Annotated in this window: 18 protein-coding genes; 3 read left to right on the forward strand and 15 right to left on the reverse strand. The window is 60.1% G+C overall.

All coding sequences use genetic code 11. The features are described 5' to 3' along the window. Window positions 1-34 precede the first annotated feature (34 nt). The 6 genes from AC3WRD_RS04010 to AC3WRD_RS04035 form a co-directional block, all read right to left on the reverse strand. Window positions 35-1,177: an ABC transporter ATP-binding protein gene (locus AC3WRD_RS04010; protein ID WP_096817462.1), complete on the reverse strand. Its 1,143-nt coding sequence runs from the start codon at window positions 1,175-1,177 to the stop codon at window positions 35-37. Between the two features lie 73 nt (window positions 1,178-1,250). Then, entirely contained in the window at window positions 1,251-2,348 is a 1,098-nt protein-coding gene (locus AC3WRD_RS04015) for a polyamine ABC transporter substrate-binding protein (RefSeq protein ID WP_096817460.1), read from the reverse strand. A gap of 187 nt (window positions 2,349-2,535) precedes the next feature. Next, window positions 2,536-3,645 (reverse strand): polyamine ABC transporter substrate-binding protein, encoded by a 1,110-nt coding sequence (locus AC3WRD_RS04020; RefSeq protein WP_096817458.1) that lies wholly within the window; start codon window positions 3,643-3,645, stop codon window positions 2,536-2,538. Between the two features lie 171 nt (window positions 3,646-3,816). Beyond that, a complete protein-coding gene (locus AC3WRD_RS04025) occupies window positions 3,817-5,181 on the reverse strand; it encodes an aspartate aminotransferase family protein (protein ID WP_011336447.1) in 1,365 nt (454 codons plus the stop codon). 56 nt (window positions 5,182-5,237) lie between these two features. Beyond that, a complete protein-coding gene (locus tag AC3WRD_RS04030) occupies window positions 5,238-6,596 on the reverse strand; it encodes a glutamine synthetase family protein (protein WP_096817456.1) in 1,359 nt (452 codons plus the stop codon). A 93-nt stretch (window positions 6,597-6,689) separates the two neighbouring features. Continuing rightward, window positions 6,690-7,046 (reverse strand): gamma-glutamyl-gamma-aminobutyrate hydrolase family protein, encoded by a 357-nt coding sequence (locus AC3WRD_RS04035; RefSeq protein ID WP_146013068.1) that lies wholly within the window; start codon window positions 7,044-7,046, stop codon window positions 6,690-6,692. A gap of 278 nt (window positions 7,047-7,324) precedes the next feature. Between AC3WRD_RS04035 and AC3WRD_RS04040 the strand changes: the two genes are divergently transcribed. After that, complete coding sequence (locus tag AC3WRD_RS04040; RefSeq protein WP_096817455.1) at window positions 7,325-8,701, forward strand: glutamine synthetase family protein; 1,377 nt, start codon at window positions 7,325-7,327, stop codon at window positions 8,699-8,701. A 118-nt stretch (window positions 8,702-8,819) separates the two neighbouring features. Continuing rightward, entirely contained in the window at window positions 8,820-9,452 is a 633-nt protein-coding gene (locus AC3WRD_RS04045) for a TetR/AcrR family transcriptional regulator (RefSeq protein WP_102619652.1), read from the forward strand. Window positions 9,453-9,520: 68 nt separating this feature from the next. On the opposite strand, the gene AC3WRD_RS04050 is transcribed toward AC3WRD_RS04045, so the two are convergent. From AC3WRD_RS04050 to AC3WRD_RS04085, 8 genes are all read right to left on the reverse strand, one after another. Continuing rightward, complete coding sequence (locus AC3WRD_RS04050; protein WP_007953520.1) at window positions 9,521-9,736, reverse strand: TOBE domain-containing protein; 216 nt, start codon at window positions 9,734-9,736, stop codon at window positions 9,521-9,523. Between the two features lie 27 nt (window positions 9,737-9,763). After that, complete coding sequence (gene ssuB / locus AC3WRD_RS04055; protein WP_096817453.1) at window positions 9,764-10,570, reverse strand: aliphatic sulfonates ABC transporter ATP-binding protein; 807 nt, start codon at window positions 10,568-10,570, stop codon at window positions 9,764-9,766. Then, a complete protein-coding gene (gene ssuC / locus AC3WRD_RS04060) occupies window positions 10,567-11,349 on the reverse strand; it encodes an aliphatic sulfonate ABC transporter permease SsuC (RefSeq protein WP_011336451.1) in 783 nt (260 codons plus the stop codon). The genes ssuB and ssuC overlap by 4 nt, the downstream gene beginning before the upstream one ends. Before the next feature lie 9 nt (window positions 11,350-11,358). Further along, window positions 11,359-12,507 (reverse strand): FMNH2-dependent alkanesulfonate monooxygenase, encoded by a 1,149-nt coding sequence (gene ssuD, locus AC3WRD_RS04065; protein ID WP_102619651.1) that lies wholly within the window; start codon window positions 12,505-12,507, stop codon window positions 11,359-11,361. 25 nt (window positions 12,508-12,532) lie between these two features. Then, on the reverse strand, window positions 12,533-13,513 hold the full coding sequence (locus AC3WRD_RS04070) for a sulfonate ABC transporter substrate-binding protein (protein WP_096817451.1): 981 nt from the start codon (window positions 13,511-13,513) through the stop codon (window positions 12,533-12,535). An 89-nt stretch (window positions 13,514-13,602) separates the two neighbouring features. Further along, the gene (gene ssuE, locus AC3WRD_RS04075; protein ID WP_085731495.1) at window positions 13,603-14,196 is read right to left on the reverse strand and encodes an NADPH-dependent FMN reductase; all 594 of its coding nucleotides are present in this window, start codon (window positions 14,194-14,196) and stop codon (window positions 13,603-13,605) included. 349 nt (window positions 14,197-14,545) lie between these two features. Continuing rightward, on the reverse strand, window positions 14,546-15,184 hold the full coding sequence (locus AC3WRD_RS04080; protein ID WP_102619650.1) for a peroxiredoxin: 639 nt from the start codon (window positions 15,182-15,184) through the stop codon (window positions 14,546-14,548). A gap of 293 nt (window positions 15,185-15,477) precedes the next feature. After that, the gene (locus tag AC3WRD_RS04085) at window positions 15,478-16,803 is read right to left on the reverse strand and encodes an OprD family porin (protein ID WP_102619649.1); all 1,326 of its coding nucleotides are present in this window, start codon (window positions 16,801-16,803) and stop codon (window positions 15,478-15,480) included. 365 nt (window positions 16,804-17,168) lie between these two features. Here AC3WRD_RS04085 and tauA point away from each other — a divergent pair, with 365 nt between their 5' ends. Further along, window positions 17,169-18,158 carry a taurine ABC transporter substrate-binding protein gene (gene tauA / locus AC3WRD_RS04090; RefSeq protein WP_102619804.1) on the forward strand — a complete coding sequence of 330 codons (990 nt, stop codon included), beginning with the start codon at window positions 17,169-17,171 and terminating at the stop codon, window positions 18,156-18,158. A 39-nt stretch (window positions 18,159-18,197) separates the two neighbouring features. Here the strand turns inward: tauA and argA are convergent, their stop codons facing one another. Continuing rightward, entirely contained in the window at window positions 18,198-19,496 is a 1,299-nt protein-coding gene (argA, locus tag AC3WRD_RS04095; RefSeq protein WP_102619648.1) for an amino-acid N-acetyltransferase, read from the reverse strand. Between the last annotated feature and the right edge of the window lie 120 nt (window positions 19,497-19,616).

Here is a 19,616-nt window from a genome sequence, read left to right on the forward strand (position 1 = left end):
ATTCGATTGAGCCGGCGTTTGAATTTGCGCATGTTCATGAGCGAAGTACCACGCCGCTGTCATCTTCCCAGTACACGTACACCTGATCGCCCCAGGTCGGACGTGCGCCACGACGCTCGGCGTTGGCCACGAACGACTGCACCAGTTTGCCGCTCGGCAATTCGACGTAGAACACCGAGTGGCCGCCGAGGTAGGCGATGTCGTGCACCTTGCCGCTGGACCAGTTGTATTCGCAGGTCGGCATTTCGGCGGTGACCAGCAGTTTTTCCGGGCGGATCGCGTAGGTCACGGACTTGTCCTGCACCGAGGTGCTGATGCCGTGGCCGACGTAGATCTGCCGGTCGAGGTCCTTGCAGGTGATGGTCGCGTGGCCTTCGGCGTCGTCGATCACTTCACCTTCGAAGATGTTCACGTTGCCGATGAATTCGCAGACCAGGCGGCTGGTCGGGGTTTCGTAGATGTCGATCGGGCTGCCGATCTGGGCGATCCAGCCCAGGTGCATGATCGCGATGCGCTCGGCCATGGTCATGGCCTCTTCCTGGTCGTGGGTCACCATCACGCAGGTCACACCCACGCGCTCGATGATTTCCACCAGTTCCAGCTGCATCTGCGAACGCAGTTTCTTGTCCAGTGCGCCCATCGGTTCGTCGAGCAGCAACAGCTTCGGCCGCTTGGCCAGCGAACGCGCCAGCGCCACACGCTGACGCTGGCCGCCGGACAACTGGTGCGGCTTGCGCTTGGCATACTGGCTCATCTGCACCAGCTTGAGCATCTCGGCCACGCGGGCGTCGATCTCGGCCTTGGGGATCTTGTCCTGTTGCAGGCCGAACGCGATGTTCTGCGCCACGGTCATGTGCGGGAACAGAGCGTACGACTGGAACATCATGTTGATCGGTCGCTCGTACGGCGGCATGTCGGTGATGTCGACGCCGTCGAGGAAAATGCGCCCCTCCGTGGGCCGTTCAAACCCTGCCAGCATCCGCAGCAGAGTGGATTTGCCCGATCCCGAACCGCCGAGCAGGGCGAAGATCTCGCCCTTCTTGATTTCCAGGGACACATCGTCCACGGCAACCGTCTCGTCGAACTTCTTCGTGACCCGGTCGATTTTAACCAGCACCTGCTTAGGTGTCTGGTCGCCCTCGAGGGCTTTCTTATAGGCGCCGGAGGCAACTGCCATTTACGAAACTCCCAGAAAAAAAGAGTGCAGTTCGCCCACGCAAGACGAACCCAGGATAGTTTGTACGTTGAAGCTATTTACCCGACTTGACCTTGGTCCAGCTGCGGGTCATCAAACGCTGAATATTCGGCGGCAACTCGATCGACACGTAAGTCTTGTCGAGAACGGCCTGCGGTGGATAAACCGCTTCGTCGGTGCGAATGGACTGCTCCATCAGCTTGTCCGAACCCGGATTGGGGTTGGCGTAACCGACGTAATCACTGACCTGGGCGATCACCTCAGGTTTCAGCAAATAGTTGATGAAGGCGTGGGCTTCCTTGACGTTGGACGAGTCCTTCGGAATCGCCAGCATGTCGAACCAGAGCGCGCCGCCCTCTTTCGGGATGGCGTAGGCGATGTTCACGCCTTTCTTGGCTTCTTCGGCACGGTGCTTGGCCTGGAAGATGTCGCCGGAGAAACCGATGGCCACGCAGATGTCGCCGTTGGCCAGATCGCCGATGTATTTCGAGGAGTGGAAGTAGGTCACGTAAGGACGCACCGCCAGCAACTTGGCCGTGGCCTTCTCGTAGTCCTTGGGATCGGTGCTGTTGGCGTTCAGGCCCATGTAGTTGAGCACGGTCGGCATCATTTCATCGGCCGAATCGAGGAACGCCACGCCGCAGCTGTGCAGTTTCTTGATGTTCTCGGGCTCGAACAGCACGCTCCAGGAGTCGATCTTGTCGACGCCGAGCACGGCTTTCACTTTATCGACGTTGTAGCCGATGCCGTTGGTGCCCCACAGGTACGGCACGGCGTACAGGTTGCCCGGATCGTTCTGTTCCAGACGCTTGAGCAGCACCGGGTCGAGGTTGGAATAGTTCGGCAGCTGCGCCTTGTCGAGCTTCTGGAACGCGCCCGCCTTGATCTGCTTGCCAAGGAAGTGGTTCGACGGCACGACCACGTCGTAACCGGTACGCCCGGCAAGCAGTTTGCCTTCCAGGGTCTCGTTGGAGTCGAACACGTCGTAGACCGGCTTGATCCCGGTTTCTTTCTGGAAATCGGCCAGGGTGGTCTCGCCGATGTAATCCGACCAGTTATAAATATGCACAGTACCGGCGGCTTGGGCACCGACAGCGAACGTCAGGCCGGCAGCGGCCAGCAGGGCATTGCGCAAAGAAGAAAAAATAGGCAAGTGGAGGTCCTCTAATTTAGTTGGGCCCAAGTTGCCCCGCGCTGCATGACAGTCACGGTTGCCCGGCAACAAAACCGGCGCGCAACTTACCCTCGAAAAACCGTTCCAGCAAAACTTTCTGTCATTTAATTGCACCGCTGGCCGTCCTTGCGAACGCGACGGCCAGCGGTTGCTGCGTCAAACCGGCTTATTTACCGGATTTGATCTTGGTCCAGCTGCGAGTCATTTCACGCTGGGTCGCCGCCGGCAGATCGGCGATGGCATACAGCTTGGCCTGCACGTCGGCTGGCGGGTAGATGCCTGGATCGCTGGTGATGTCTTTTTCCACCAGTGCCGTTGCAGCGGCGTTACCGTTCGGGAATCGTACGGCGTTGGTGATGCCGGCCATGACTTCAGGCTTCTGCAGGAAGGTCATGAACTTGTAGGCGCCTTCAACGTTTTCGGCATCCTTCGGAATGGCGACCATGTCGAAGAAGCTGCCAGCGCCTTCTTTCGGAATCGCATAGCTGACTTTCACCTTGTCACCGGCCTCGGCGGCACGGGACTTGGCCTGCTGCACGTCACCCGAGTAGCCGACCGCTACGCAGATGTTGCCGTTGGCCAGGTCCGAGATGTACTTGGACGAGTGGAAGTAGGTGATCGAAGGACGAATCTTGAGGAACAGGTCCTCGGCTTTCTTGATGTCTTCTTTTTTCTGGGAGTCGGTTGGCAGGCCCAGGTAGTGCAACGCGACCGGGAGCATTTCGGTCGGCGAATCGAGGAAGCTCACGCCGCAGCCCTTGAGCTTGGCGATGTTTTCCGGCTTCAGCAGTACGTCCCAGGAATCGATCTTGTCGACGCCCAGCGCAGCCTTGACCTTCTCCGGATTGTAGCCGATGCCGATCGAACCCCACATGTACGGGAAGGCGTGCTTGTTGCCCGGGTCGCTGACCGACACGGCCTTGAGCAGGTCCTGGTTCAGGTTCTTCCAGTTAGGCAGCTTGGACTGATCCAGCTCCTGGTAGACACCGGCCTTGATCTGCTTGGCCAGGAAGTTGTTCGACGGCACGACCACGTCGTAGCCGGACTTGCCCGCCAGCAGCTTGGCTTCCAGGGTTTCGTTGGAGTCGAACACGTCATAGACGACCTTGATCCCCGACTCTTTCTCGAAGTTCGCGATGGTGTCCGGAGCAATGTAGTCGGACCAGTTGTAGACGTGCAGCACTTTGTCGTCCGCGTGAACCGCGCCCGCCATCATGCCCGCGACGGACAGGGCCAGAAGAGTCTTGCCAGCAAGCTTTTTACCTAATGCCTTCATGCGTCATGCTCCAAATTTTTCTTTTTTGAACCACTTTGTTCAGCGGCCGAACCCGGACAACTGGAACCGCGGCTAGTCTGGCAAGATACGAGGCGGTCTTTCAAGAAAAGACCAGCCTTTCTGACAGCTCCGAGCGACAGCGCAACAGCTCCATCGCTCAGAGCCTAGCACTTAGCCCTGCAATGCACTGAGGGTCAGGTCCAGGCACTTGCGCGCCTTGGTCACCAGCTCATCGATCTCCGCCTTGCTGATCACCAGCGGCGGCGCGATGATCATGGTGTCGCCCACGGCGCGCATGATCAGCCCGTTGTCGAAGCAGAACTGGCGGCAGATCATGCCCACACCCTTGCCTTCGTAACGCTTGCGAGTGGCCTTGTCCTGCACCAGCTCGATGGCCCCCAGCAGACCGACTCCGCGCACTTCCCCCACCAACGGGTGATCGTTCAGCTCGCGCAGACGTTTCTGCAAATACGGTGCCGTTTCTTCATGGGCGCGTTCGATGATTTTCTCTTCGCGCAGAATCCGGATGTTTTCCAGACCCACCGCCGCTGCCACCGGGTGACCGGAGTAGGTGAAGCCGTGGTTGAAATCGCCGCCCTCGTTGAGCACCGCCACCACTTCGTCGCGCACGATCAGGCCACCCATCGGGATGTAGCCGGACGTCAGGCCTTTGGCGATGGTCATCATGTGGGGCTTGAGATCGTAGAAATCGCTGCCGAACCATTGGCCGGTACGACCGAAACCGCAGATCACTTCGTCCGCCACGAACAGGATGTCGTACTTGGCGAGGATTTCCTTGATGCGCGGCCAGTAGGTGTCAGGCGGAATGATCACGCCGCCGGCACCCTGGATCGGCTCGGCAATGAAGGCACCGACGTTGTCGACGCCGACTTCCAGAATCTTCTCTTCCAGCTGATTGGCTGCCCAGATCCCGAATTCTTCCGGGGTCATGTCGCCGCCTTCGGCGAACCAGTACGGCTGGGCGATATGGACGATGCCCGGAATCGGCAAGTCGCCCTGCTCGTGCATATACGTCATGCCGCCCAGGCTGGCGCCGGCCACAGTGGAACCGTGGTAGCCGTTCTTGCGGCTGATGATGACTTTCTTGTTCGGCTGGCCCTTGATCGCCCAGTAGTGGCGAACCATGCGCAGCATAGTGTCGTTGCCTTCGGAGCCGGAACCGGTGAAGAACACATGGTTCATGCCTTCCGGCGCCACGTCGGCGATGGCCTTGGCCAGTTCCAGTGCCGGTGGGTGCGCGGTCTGGAAGAACAGGTTGTAGTAAGGCAGTTCGCGCATTTGCTTGGCGGCCGCATCGGCCAGTTCATCGCGCCCATAACCGATCGCCACACACCACAGACCCGCCATGCCATCGAGGATCTTGTTGCCCTCGCTGTCCCACAGGTACACGCCCTTGGCGTTGGTGATGATCCGTGGACCCTTTTCTTTCAGCTGCTTGAAGTCGCTGAACGGGGCCAGGTGGTGATCGCTGCTGAGGGCTTGCCACTCACGGGTTTGCGGGTTGTTGCTGGTCATGCCAATTCTCCTTGTTATCGGTGAAGGCGCGGCGGCTGGCCACCGCGCCCGGCGTATCAGACGGCGAAGAGCAGGTACTCACGCTCCCAGGAACTGATCACGCGCTTGAAGTTTTCATGCTCGGCCCGCTTGACCGCGACGTAGCCGGTGATGAAAGTCTTGCCCAGGTATTTCTCGATGGTTGCGCTGTTTTCCATACGCTCCAGCGCGTCTTCGATGGTCAGCGGCAGGCGCAGGTTGCGGCGCTCGTAGCCACGACCCACGACCGGCGCGCTCGGGTTGAGGCCCTCGACCATGCCGATGTAGCCGCAGAGCAGGCTCGCGGCAATCGCCAGGTACGGGTTGGCGTCGGCGCCCGGCAGGCGGTTTTCCACCCGACGGTTCTGCGGGCCGGCATCCGGTACGCGCAGGCCCACGGTGCGGTTTTCTTCGCCCCACTCCACGTTTACTGGCGCGGAGGTGTCCGGCAGGAAGCGGCGGAACGAGTTGACGTTCGGTGCGAACAGCGGCAGCAATTCCGGGATCAGTTTCTGCAGGCCACCGATGTGGTGCAGGAACAACTGGCTCATGGTCCCGTCTTCATTGGAGAACACGTTCTTGCCGGTCTCGATGTCGATGATGCTCTGGTGCAAGTGCATCGCACTGCCCGGCTCACCGGTCATCGGCTTGGCCATGAAGGTGGCGGCCACGTTGTGCTTGAGGGCGGCCTCACGCATGGTGCGTTTGAACACCAGGATCTGGTCGGCGAGGGACAAGGCATCGCCGTGACGGAAGTTGATTTCCATCTGCGCGGTGCCGTCCTCGTGGATCAGCGTGTCGAGGTCCAGCTCCTGCAATTCGCACCAGTCGTAGACGTCTTCGAACAGCGGATCGAATTCGTTCGCCGCTTCGATGGAGAACGACTGACGACCGATTTCCGGACGCCCGGAACGGCCGACTGGCGGCTGCAACGGATAGTCGGGGTCGTCGCTGCGCTTGGTCAGGTAGAACTCCATTTCCGGCGCCACGATCGGCTGCCAGCCCTTGTCGGCATAGAGTTTCAGGACTTTCTTGAGGACGTTGCGCGGCGACAGCTCGATCGGGTTGCCTTGCTTGTCGTAGGTGTCGTGGATCACCTGGGCGGTCGGCTCGATGGCCCATGGCACCAGGTACACGGCGTTCTGGTCGGGGCGGCAGATCATGTCGATGTCGGCCGGGTCGAGCAGTTCGTAATAGATGTCGTCTTCGACGTAGTCGCCGGTCACGGTCTGCAACAGAACGCTCTCTGGCAGGCGCATGCCTTTTTCGGCGATGAACTTGTTGGTCGGCGAGATCTTGCCCCGGGTGATACCGGTCAAGTCGCCGATCATGCATTCGACTTCTGTGATCTTGTGGTCTTTCAACCAATCGGTGAGCTGGTCGAGGTTGTTACTCATAAATGCCTCTGGGCTGAGTCTCCTGACGCGTGTCAGGCAAGTTTGACGCACGGGGCGTCGCGTTAAGGGGGCTTGCTTGCGCGCAGTACCGGCTTACGCCTGGCACCGCGCATAGACAATGAAGGAGGAGCTTACCTGCCCTTTACGCTGGCGTTGCATTTCCTGTGCACATCCCGGGCGTGCAGAATCACGGGCACGGCGACGGGCGCGGTGCAGGCCGGAAGAAGGAAAGAGATCTATATTGAAAGGAGAACCGCTAAAGAGGATGCCCCCGCATGCGTCCAGAATATCGGACGCTGTCGCCTGATCTGCCGTGGACAGAGACACCGCTGGCAGGCTGCGAGCCTTGCTGGCTGCGCTGCGGACGGACGTGTCGCCACTGATGTGATAAGCATGCAGACCGGACTGCAAGGAGCAGTCGGTGACGCCGATTAACGGCAGGCGAGACATGAAGCACCCCGGTATTATTGCTGTTATGGGTTTGACCCGAGCTTAGCCTTGTTCATTTTTTTACACAACACCCCCGTAAAAAATACAACACGGCCTGCTCAAGCCTGCGGGTGGCGCGTCCTCCATGGATAAAAAAGTGCCCCAAAGTGCCCCATAAATGCCCTCATGGCGCTTTTTCAGGGCAAAAAAGGCCTCGCTTGACTTCGGCAGGCCGTTCGGGTTGACTGAAACCAGAAAAGATCAATGATTGATATTTTTAACAACAAAGGTGTTGCATCATGTCGGTACCCCCGCGTGCCGTTCAGCTTAACGAAGCGAACGCGTTCCTTAAGGAACATCCTGAGGTTCTGTACGTTGACCTTCTGATTGCGGATATGAATGGTGTGGTGCGCGGCAAGCGCATCGAACGCACCAGCCTCCACAAGGTTTACGAGAAAGGCATCAACCTGCCGGCCTCTCTATTTGCTCTGGATATCAATGGTTCGACGGTGGAAAGCACCGGTCTGGGCCTGGACATCGGCGACGCCGACCGTATCTGCTATCCAATCCCCGACACCCTGTGCAACGAGCCATGGCAGAAGCGCCCTACCGCGCAACTGTTGATGACCATGCACGAACTCGAAGGTGACCCTTTCTTCGCCGATCCGCGCGAAGTGCTCCGTCAAGTTGTTGCAAAGTTTGACGAGCTGGGCTTGACCATCTGCGCCGCATTCGAACTCGAGTTCTACCTGATCGACCAGGAAAACGTGAACGGCCGCCCTCAGCCGCCACGCTCGCCGATCTCCGGCAAACGCCCGCATTCGACCCAGGTTTACCTGATCGACGACCTCGACGAATACGTCGACTGCCTCCAGGACATTCTGGAAGGTGCAAAAGAGCAAGGCATCCCGGCCGACGCCATCGTCAAGGAAAGTGCCCCGGCGCAGTTCGAAGTGAACCTGCACCACGTCGCCGACCCGATCAAGGCGTGCGACTACGCGGTGCTGCTCAAGCGTCTGATCAAGAACATCGCCTACGACCATGAAATGGACACCACCTTCATGGCCAAGCCGTACCCGGGTCAGGCCGGCAACGGTCTGCACGTCCACATTTCGATTCTGGATAAACAAGGCAAAAACATTTTTGCCAGCGAGGATCCCGAGCAGAACGCCGCACTGCGTCACGCGATCGGCGGTGTGCTCGAGACCCTGCCCGCGCAGATGGCTTTCCTCTGCCCGAACGTCAACTCCTACCGTCGTTTCGGCGCACAGTTCTACGTGCCGAACTCGCCGAGCTGGGGCCTGGACAACCGCACCGTGGCCCTGCGCGTACCGACCGGCTCCGCCGACGCGGTCCGTCTGGAACACCGCGTTGCCGGCGCCGACGCCAACCCGTACCTGCTGATGGCTTCGGTCCTGGCGGGCGTGCACCACGGTCTGGTCAACAAGATCGAACCGGGCGCTCCGGTCGAAGGCAACAGCTACGAGCAGAACGAGCAGAGCCTGCCGAACAACTTGCGCGATGCCCTGCGCGAGCTGGACGACAGCGAGGTGATGGCCAAGTACATCGATCCTAAATACATCGATATCTTCGTCGCCTGTAAGGAAAGCGAGCTGGAGGAGTTCGAACACTCCATCTCCGACCTTGAGTACAACTGGTACCTGCATACCGTTTAAGCGGATTGCAGCAAAAAGAAAACGCCGTTGGCTTCTCAGCCCGCGGCGTTTTTTATTGGCCCCTGTGGCACATGGCCAAGCTCTGCGTACAATGCCCGATGCCCCGCAGGAGACTTTCATGACGCGTCCCGCCCCCGTCCGCAAACCCCGTGCCCGCAGCCAGGCGCGGATCGATTCGATACTCGACGCCGCGCGCACGCTGCTGGCCGCCGAGGGCGTGGCGAGCCTGTCGGTCTACAGCGTCGCCGAGCGCGCGCAGATCCCACCCTCCTCGGTCTACCATTTCTTCGCCAGCGTCCCGGCCTTGCTGGAAGGTCTGACGGCGGATGTCCATGCAGCCTTCCGCGCCTGCCTGCAAGCGCCGATCGACCACGACGCCCTGCGCGACTGGCGCGACCTGTCACGACTGGTCGAGCAACGGATGCTGGAGATCTACGACGAAGACGCCGCCGCCCGGCAACTGATCCTCGCGCAACACGGCCTCACCGAAGTCACCCAGGCCGACCGCCAGCACGATCTGGAACTGGGCGACCTGATGCACAAGCTGTTCGATCATCACTTCGAACTGCCGAAGCTGCCGGATGACGTCGACGTGTTCGCACTGGCGATGGAACTGGGCGACCGCGTCTACGCCCGCTCGGTGCAGCAGCACGGGCAAATCACGCCACGCATGGCCGAGGAAGGGATGCGCGTGTTCGATGCCTATATCGGGCTGTATCTGCCGCCGTACCTGCCCAAGCGGGTTCTCTAGCGCCGCACGACAGACACAAAAAACCCCGAAGGGCTCACACCCTTCGGGGTTGTTTTTTACTCACAGGCTTACAACTTGGCGATGGACACCTCGGTGGATTTCACGAAGGCGATCACTTCGCTGCCGACCTCCAGTTCCAGCTCCTTGACCGAACGGGTGGTGATCACCGACGTGACGATGCCGGAGGCGGTCTGCACGTCGATTTCCGACAGCACGTCGCCGAGAACGATCTCCTTGATCGCGCCTTTGAACTGGTTGCGTACGTTGATGGCTTTGATAGTCATGGCATTGATTCCTGTCGTTTGCTTGAGTTATTGAGCCCAACGCAGTTGCGTAGGCAAGGGTGAAACGGGTTCCGGCGCCGGCGGCTCGCCGGGCAGGGACAACACACGGTTGAGTACTTCGGTTTCCAGCGCTGCCAGTCGATGGGAGCCACGCACCCGAGGGCGCGGCAGCTCCACCTGCAGATCGAGACCGACTTCGCCGTCCTCGATCAGAATCACCCGATCGGCAATCGCCACCGCTTCGCTGACATCGTGGGTCACCAGCAACACGGTGAAACCATGCTGTTGCCAGAGACGTTCGATCAGTTGCTGCATCTCGATCCGGGTCAGTGCATCCAGTGCGCCCAGCGGTTCGTCGAGCAGCAACAGGCGCGGTTGATGGATCAGCGCTCGAGCCAGCGCCACACGCTGCTTCTGCCCGCCGGACAAGGCCGCCGGCCATTCATTGGCGCGATCGGCGAGACCGACCGCATCCAGCGCTTCCAGGGCTTGCGGACGCCAGTTGCCTTTAAGGCCGAGACCGACGTTGTCGATGATCTTTTTCCATGGCAGCAACCGTGCTTCCTGGAACATCAATCGGGTGTCTTCCTGCGCGTCGCTCAGCGGTGCAGCACCGGCCAGCAGGTCGCCGCCGGTGGGTTGATCAAGACCAGCAAGCAAGCGCAGCAACGTGCTTTTGCCGCATCCGCTGCGTCCGACCACGGCGACGAACTGTCCCGCCGGAATGTGCAGGTCGATACCCCGCAGCACCTGCCGCGAACCGAAGGTCTTTTGCAGATTGCGCACCGCCAGCGGAATGCCGCGCAGCAGGCGTGGAGGTTGTTGAGCGGTCATGCCGCACCTCCTTTCGCCACTTGATACGCCGGATGCCAGCGCAGCCACACACGCTCAAGTCCACGGGCTGCGAGGTCGGCCAGTTTGCCGAGCACCGCGTAAAGCAGAATCGCCAGCACCACCACGTCGGTCTGCAAAAACTCACGGGCATTCATCGCCAGGTAACCGATGCCCGAGCTGGCGGAGATGGTTTCCGCCACGATCAGCGTCAGCCACATGAAGCCCAGCGCAAAACGCACGCCGACCAGAATCGAAGGCAACGCCCCCGGCAGAATCACCTGCCAGAACAGGCTGAAACCGGACAAGCCATAACTGCGGGCCATTTCCACCAGCGCCGGATCGACGTTGCGGATGCCGTGATAGGTGTTGAGGTAGATCGGGAACAGCGTCCCCAGCGCCACCAGGAAAATCTTCGCCGACTCGTCGATGCCGAACCACAGGATCACCAACGGAATCAGCGCCAGATGCGGCACGTTGCGGATCATCTGCACTGAGCTGTCGAGCAGGCGTTCGCCCCACTTCGACAGGCCGGTGATGAAGCCCAGCACCAGGCCGATGCTGCCACCGATGGTGAAGCCCAGCGCCGCGCGCCAGCCACTGATTGCCAGATGCGTCCAGATTTCGCCGCTACGCACCAGGCTCACGCCGGCCTCGATCACCGCCACCGGCGCCGGCAGAATCCGCGTCGACAACCAACCGGCCGACACCGACAACTGCCACACCGCCAGCAACAACACCGGCAACGCCCAGGGCGCGAGGCTGTGGATAAATTTCTTCATGGCGGCGCCTCAGCTCTGGGACGCGGCTTTGGGAAGGATGTCGTTGGCCACCATTTCGCCGAACGGGCTGACGTAACCGGCGCTTTTCGGCAGTTCAGGACGTTCGACGTCGAGGTGCGGGAACAGCAGCTCGGCCACCCGATACGACTCTTCGAGGTGCGGGTAACCGGAGAAGATGAAGGTATCGATGCCCAGCGCCGCGTATTCCTTCACGCGCGCCGCCACGGTCGGACCGTCGCCGACCAGCGCCGTACCGGCACCGCCGCGCACCAGACCGACGCCGGCCCACAGGTTCGGGCTGACTTCGAGGTTGTCACGGCTGCCACCGTGCAGCGCGGCCATGCGTTGCTGGCCGACCGAATCGAAGCGTGCCAGCGAGGCCTGGGCACGTTTGATGGTGTCGTCGTCCAGATGCGAGATCAGGCGATCCGCTGCCTGCCAGGCTTCGGCGTTGGTTTCCCGCACGATCACATGCAGACGGATGCCGAAGCGCACGGTGCGCCCGAGTTTGGCGGCCTTGGCGCGAACCTGTTCGATCTTCTCAGCCACCGCTGCTGGCGGCTCGCCCCAGGTCAGGACCATTTCCACTTGCTCGGCGGCCAGATCCTGCGCCGCTTCCGAAGAGCCACCGAAGTACAACGGCGGACGCGGTTGCTGGATCGGCGGATAGAGCAATTTGGCGCCCTTCACGCTGATGTGCTCGCCGTCGTAATCCACGGTTTCGCCTTCCAGTACACGACGCCAGATCCGGGTGAACTCCACCGAGGCCTGATAGCGCGCTTCGTGATCGAGGAACAGACCGTCGCCGGCCAACTCTTCCGGATCGCCACCGGTCACCAGGTTGAACAGCGCACGACCACCAGACAACCGATCCAGGGTCGCGGCCTGACGCGCTGCCACCGTCGGGGAAATGATCCCGGGGCGCAGGGCGACCAGAAACTTCAGGCGCTGGGTCACTGGAATCAACGACGCCGCCACCAGCCATGAATCCTCGCAGGAGCGGCCGGTAGGAATCAGCACGCCGCCGAAACCCAGTCGATCCGCCGCTTGCGCGACCTGTTGCAGATAGCCGTGGTCGACGGCGCGGGCGCCTTCGGCGGTGCCAAGGTAATGGCCGTCACCGTGGGTAGGCAGGAACCAGAAGATGTTGAGGCTCATGGAGTGGTCTCCTTGGGAATTCGATTTACTGAGCTTGGGTCGCCGAGCTTTGGGCCACAGCGGCCGGTGGTGTCCAGATCACATCCTTGATGCTCAACGGCTTGGGAATCAGCTTGAGCTGGTAGAAGGTGTCGGCGATTTTCTGTTGCGCGGCGACCACTTCCGGGGTCAGGAACAGCGCGCCGTAGCCCTGGCGCTTCACCGAGGTCAGGGTGATGTCTGCCGGCAGACCGAGCAGCGGCGACACCTGTTGAGTCACGTCTTCAGGATTGGCCTTGGACCATTCGCCGACGGCGCGCACTTCTTCCACCAGGGTCTTGATCACCTCGGGATTTTTCTGTGCGTAGGGTTTGGTCGCCAGATAGAACTGGTGGTTGTCGACGATGCCTTTACCGTCACGCAGGGTGTGCGCTTGCAGTTGCTTCTCGGCGGCGGCCTGGTACGGATCCCAGATGACCCAGGCGTCGACGCTGCCACGTTCGAACGCAGCGCGGGCATCGGCCGGCGGCAGGAATACGGTTTGAATGTCGGTGTACTTGAGGCCGGCGTCTTCCAGCGCACGCACCAACAGGTAGTGGACGTTGGAGCCTTTGTTCAGGGCGACTTTCTTGCCCTTCAGATCCGCCACCGATTTGATTGGCGAATCTTTCGGCACGAGGATCGCTTCGCTGTTCGGCGCTGGCGGCTCGTAAGCGACGTAGAGCAGGTCGGCACCGGCCGCCTGAGCGAAGACCGGCGGGGTTTCGCCGGTGACGCCGAAGTCGATCGAGCCAACGTTCAGGCCTTCCAGCAGTTGCGGGCCGCCGGGGAATTCAGTCCATTGCACGTCGACGCCTTGGGCAGCGAGGCGTTTTTCCAGGGTGCCCTTGGCTTTGAGCAGCACCAGCGTGCCGTATTTCTGATAACCGATACGAAGCGTCTCGGCTTGAGCTTGAGTGATGGCGCCGAAGGACACAGCCGCAGCAAACAGAGCGACCAGACCACGACGCAAAAATACAGTGCGCATAGCGCTCTCCTTTTTGCTGTTGGGTTTTGGCTGCACCTGCTTGCCCGTTGGCGGGCGAGTAAGGCCAGTACTTCAAGTTTCGATGTGGCTCAAATGCTCCAGCGAGCACTCAACAAACGTTCGTTCAACAACCCCGGCTCCAGCGGCTTCGGCCGACGGGCCATGGCGCTGACAAACTGGTCCAGCGCTTCATGCAGTCGCTGCTCCAGAGCCGGCGCCAACTGCGCCGCGGCACTGCCTTCGCCGTAGGCGATCTGGCTGTCCTCGGCAAAAATCCCTTGCAGCATTTCCTGGGCCTTCAACGCCGACAGCACTGGTTTGAGTGCGTAATCGACGACCAGCATGTGGGCGATGCTGCCGCCCGTGGCCATCGGCAAGACAATCTTGTGGTTCAGGGCGCGCTCGGGCAGCAGATCCAGTACGGTCTTCAGTGCGCCGGAGAACGACGCCTTGTAGACCGGAGTCGCGATCAGCAGGCCATCGGCGTTTTCAATCTGTTGCAGCAGGTCGAGCACCTTCGGGCTGTCGAAGCGGGCGTGGAGCAGGTCTTCGGCCGGGAAGTCCCGCACCTGATAACTCACCACTTCCACCCCTTGCTGCTGCAACCAGCGTTGCGAGCGCTCCAGCAACACCCCGGAACGGGAGCGTTGACTGGGACTGCCACCGAGTGAGACGACCAGCATTCAGACAATTCCTTGAGCGTTACCGGCGATTCGCGGGTTGCGATCTCGCTTCAATGACACTGACCTTACCAGCTGATTCATATATCCATAAATCATATTTATTCATTTGGTTATTCTTTATGGAGATATACGTTTCACGTTCTTCCGGGCAAAAAAACAGGCCGTGAAAACGGCCTGAAACCCTGCATCGTGGTTTTTGCTGATCGCCCCCTAGCACTGATGATCGTTCCCACGCTCTGCGTGGGAATGAATCCATGGACGCTCCGCGTCCACTGTGACGCAGAGCGTCACGGGCGGCATTCCCACGCGGAGCGTGGGAACGATCTGCAACGAGATGTGCCCGGTCAGATCACTTGTTCGGCTGTGGCGTGAGGCGCAGGTACGGCTTCACCGCGCGGTAGCCCTTCGGAAAGCGTTGCTTGATTTCGTCTTCATCCTTGAGCGAGGGCACGATCACCACTTCATCACCGTCCTGCCAGTTGGCCGGGGTGGCCACCTTGTAGTTGTCGGTAAGCTGCAGCGAATCGATCACCCGCAGGATCTCGTGGAAGTTGCGCCCGGTGCTCGCCGGGTAGGTGATGGTCAGGCGGATCTTCTTGTTCGGATCGATCACGAACAGCGAACGCACAGTCAGAGTATCGCTGGCGTTCGGGTGGATCAGGTCATAGAGATCGGACACCTTGCGATCGGCATCGGCCAGGATCGGGAAGTTGACAATGGTGTGCTGGGTTTCGTTGATGTCCTCGATCCACTTGTGGTGCGAGTCCACCGGATCGACCGACAGGGCAATGGCCTTCACGCCGCGTTTGGTGAACTCATCCTTGAGCTTGGCGGTGAAGCCCAGCTCGGTGGTGCAGACCGGGGTGAAGTCCGCCGGGTGGGAAAACAGCACGCCCCAGCTATCGCCCAGCCACTCGTGAAAACGAATCTTGCCGGCGCTGGAATCCTGTTCGAAATCGGGGGCGATATCGCCGAGTCTGAGGCTCATGGTGCTGCTCCTGATGAGTTGTTGGAGACCTCAACTGTAGCTCGGGATTTGCCTACCTGAAAAAGAATAAATAACGAGATATTTATATCGTTTAAGAATATTAAACATCTGTTCACTGGACGCCTGCCGGCAACGCGCCGAACATCGGCCCCAAGGTTCGAGAAGGCCTTGAGTTGCTGCAAAGAGGGAAATGTCGGGAAAGGTCTACGGGGGTGGGCCTGACCCGAAAACACAAAAGCCCCGTCCGGCGCGATGCCGGACGGGGCTTTTTTACGTCGGTTACTTGAGCGCTATTACAGCAGCGGGATCGAGTAGCTGACGATCAAGCGGTTTTCGTCCTGGGAGCGAGTGCTCGCCAGATCGGTACGCCACATGGCGTTCTTCCAGGCAACGCCGAGGTTCTTCAGCGGGCCTTCCGGAATCACGTAGCCAACGGTGATGTCACGTTCCCACTCGGTTTTTTCGCCGACCGGAGTGTCGATGTTATCGCCACGCAGGTAGATCACACCGGCGGTCAGGCCAGGCACGCCGACTTTCGCGAAGTCATAAGCGTAGCGAGCTTGCCAGGTACGTTCGCCGGCACGGGCAAACTTCTGGATCTGCATGTCGGTGATGGTGCTGTTGGACGAGCCGTCACCCTGGTTCAGCCAAGGGAAGTCGCTGTCACCCTTGGTGTACTGATAGCCAGCACCGAAAGTGTGACCTTGAACCGAGTACAGAGCCAGGTAGCTGTACAGATCGTTGTCGACCTTGCCCTTGACGGTTTTGCCGCCGTAGAAACCGCTGGTGTAGTAGGCAGGAGTGTCGCCGTTGTTGCCGTTGTCACGGCTGCGGTAGTAACGCAGGTCGCTTTTCAGTACGCCTGGACCGATTGCCCAGTTGTGTACCAGACCCAGGAAGTTCTGCGAGTAGAACTCTTTCAGTTCGCCGTAGTAGTACGAGGCGGTCAGGTCTTTGGTCAGCTTGTAGTCAGCACCGGCGTAGTAGAACTTGTTGCTGAACACGCCTTTGTCGTAGTTCGAACCAGCGTTCGCACCAGCAATCGACATGTTTTCGTTGTTGCTGGAGTTACGACCCTTCACGGCCTCAACCTGACCGGCAGTCAGAGTCAGGTCCTTGATCTCGTTCGAAGTGATCGCTTCGCCCTGGAAGGTTTGTGGCAGCAGACGACCATCGTTGTACTTGATGACCGGGTTGTTCGGCAGCAGAGTACCGACCTTCAGTTCGGTCTGGGAGATTTTGACCTTGCCGGTCACGCCCAGGCTGGCGAAGTCATGCACAGCACGGTTGCCGTCGCTTGGGAAAACAGTGCCACCCGAAGCGGTACCTGCGGAGTTGCCGCTGGTAGCCGGGCTGGAGTCCAGACGCACGCCGTACAGGCCGATAGCGTCAACGCCGAACTGAACGGTACCTTGGGTGTAACCCGAGGTGAAACGCAGATCGAAGCCTTGGCCCCACTCTTCGTTCTTGTTCGGACCAGTGCCATCGCGGTTATCGGTGTTGATGTAGAAGTTACGCAGCCCCAAGGTGGCCTTGCTGTCTTCGATGAAACCGGCTGCGCCTGCCTGCTGCGCAATAACCCCTACGGCCACGGCCAGGGCCAAGGTGGACTTGTTCATGTATCGCTCCTCTCGTTTCTAATTCTTGTGTTCCTGGTCCGGGGTCTGATGCCCCTGGATCCTAAGATGCGCGATTAGCGCCAGACCGTGACTGACAAGTCAATCGTAACCTTGTGTGTCTACGACCAAGGTCTAATCGCAGTTATTTGGTCCTTGCAGGGTAAAGACTTCCTGATAAACCCAAAAAGAATTTATTCATTCTTTTTCATACCATTCGGGTATATGGCTCTGTAATGGCCATCTGCACCGGGATACAGCGTATCGGCGACTAAGCTCATTCCTAAATGGTATTTATTAGCCTTTTTTTAGATCGTTTAGCTTTGGCGAAACCCCGATTCGTCAAACCCTATCGAAAAGGCGACGCCATCATGGCCAAACGCGCACTATCTAGTCAATTTGTTACAGTTTTTGTATCGGCATTGATTTCTTTCTCAGCCCACGCCGCCAACCTCACTGTCGGCTACCAGACCGGCATCGATCCAAGCAAAGTCCCTCAGGCCGATGGCGTTTACGAGAAGACCATCGGCGAGAAAATCGACTGGCGCCGTTTCAACAGTGGCCCGGAAGTTGTGACAGCCATCGCCTCCGGTGACGTACAGATCGGCAACCTCGGTTCCAGCCCGCTGGCTGCCGCCGCTTCGCGCAACCTGCCGATTGTTGCGTTCATCGTCTCGGCACAGATCAATGCCGCCGAAGCCCTGGTCGTTCGCAACGGTAGCGGTATCAACAAGCCCGAGGATCTGATCGGCAAGACCATCGCCACCCCGTTCGTCTCCACCTCCCACTACAGCCTGCTCGGTGCGCTCAAGCACTGGGGCCTGGACACCTCGAAAGTCAAAGTGGTGAACCTGCAACCCGCAGAAATCGCGGCGGCCTGGAAACGCGGTGACATCGACGGCGCCTTTGTCTGGTCGCCAGCGCTGGGTGAGATCCGCAAGACCGGCAAGACCCTGACCGATGCCGCGCAGGTCGGCCAGTGGGGCGCGCCGACCTTCGAAGTCTGGGTAGCGCGCAAGGACTTTGCGGAGAAGCACCCGGAAGTCGTGGCCAAATTTGCCAAGGTGACTCTGGACTCGTTCGCCGACTATGCCGCCCATAAAGACAGCTGGACGGCCGACTCGGTACCGGTGCAGAAAATCGCCAAACTGACCGGTGCCAACGCCGCCGATGTCCCGGAATTGCTCGCAGGTTCGGCGTTCCCCGATGCCAAGGCGCAACAGACCACTGCGCTGCTGGACGGCGGCACGGCGAAGGCGATTGGCGAAACGGCGAAATTCCTGAAGGAACAGGGCAAGGTCGAAAGCGTACTGCCCGACTACTCGCCGTATGTCAGTGCGAAGTTTGTCGCTGAGTAAAGGAGATGCCCCCACGAGTCGCGTGGGGGCAATTGCAGATCACAGGGCTTTTTCGAAGATCTTCGAGTTGCGCTGATAGTTATAGAGAGAAGCCCGCGCCGCCGGCAGGCGCTCGACGCTGCTCGGCTCGAAGCCGCGCTCGCGGAACCAGTGGGCGGTGCGGGTGGTGAGGACGAACAGAGTCTTCAGGCCTTGCGCCCGGGCACGAGTCTCGATGCGTTCGAGCAATTCGTCGCCGCGACCGCCATGGCGGTATTCCGGGTTCACCGCCAGGCATGCCAGCTCACCGGCATCCGAATCGGCAATCTGATACAGCGCCGCACAGGCGATGATCATCCCTTCACGCTCGACCACGCTGAACTGCTCGATCTCACGCTCCAGCACTTCGCGCGAACGGCGCACCAGAATCCCCTGCTCTTCCAGCGGACTGATCAGGTCGAGCAAGCCGCCGACGTCTTCAATCGCCGCCTCGCGCACCCGCTCGAATTGCTCCTGGGCCACCAGCGTACCGCCACCGTCACGGGTGAACAGTTCGGTCAGCAGCGCGCCGTCCTCGGCATAACTGACGATATGGCTACGCGCCACGCCACCACGGCAGGCTTCGGCGGCGGCATCCAGCAGTTCCGCCTGATAGTTGCTGCCCAGGCGCTGCAAATGCGCCGGAACCTGTTGTGGACGCAGTTCGCGTACCAGTTTGCCGTTTTCGTCGATCAGACCGAGGTCCGCGCCGAACAGCAGCAGCTTGTCAGCGCCCAGATCGATGGCGGCGCGGGTGGCGACGTCTTCACAGGCGAGGTTGAAGATTTCACCGGTCGGCGAGTAACCCAGCGGCGATAGCAGCACGATGGAGCGCTCGTCGAGCAGACGGTTGATGCCCTTGCGGTCGACCCGGCGCACTTCGCCGGTGTGGTGATAATCGACACCTTCCAGCACGCCGATCGGCCGTGCGGTCACCAGATTGCCGCTGGCCACTCGCAGGCGCGAGCCCTGCATCGGCGACGAGGCCATGTCCATCGACAGCCGTGCTTCGATGGCGATGCGCAACTGGCCGACCGCGTCGATCACACACTCCAGCGTCGCGGCATCGGTGATGCGCATGCCGTGGTGGTAATGCGGGGTCAGGCCGCGCGCGGCAAGACGGGTTTCGATCTGCGGACGGGAGCCATGCACCAGCACCAGTCGCACGCCAAGACTGTGCAGCAGCACGATGTCATGGACGATGTTGCCGAAATTCGGATGCTCCACGCCGTCGCCGGGCAGCATGACGACGAAGGTGCAGTCGCGGTGGGCATTGATATAAGGGGACGCGTGACGAAGCCAATTGACGTATTCGGGCATGAACCTGGGCCTGTAATAAATAGCAGCCGGAAAAAGGGCGAAACGGAAAACGCACAGCGGGCTGATGGTTATCGTCGGAACAGGCTTGGCGACACGCGCGCTCTCCTCATGAATACGGGT

The sequence above is a fragment of the Pseudomonas sp. FW215-R2 genome (assembly GCF_058789255.1).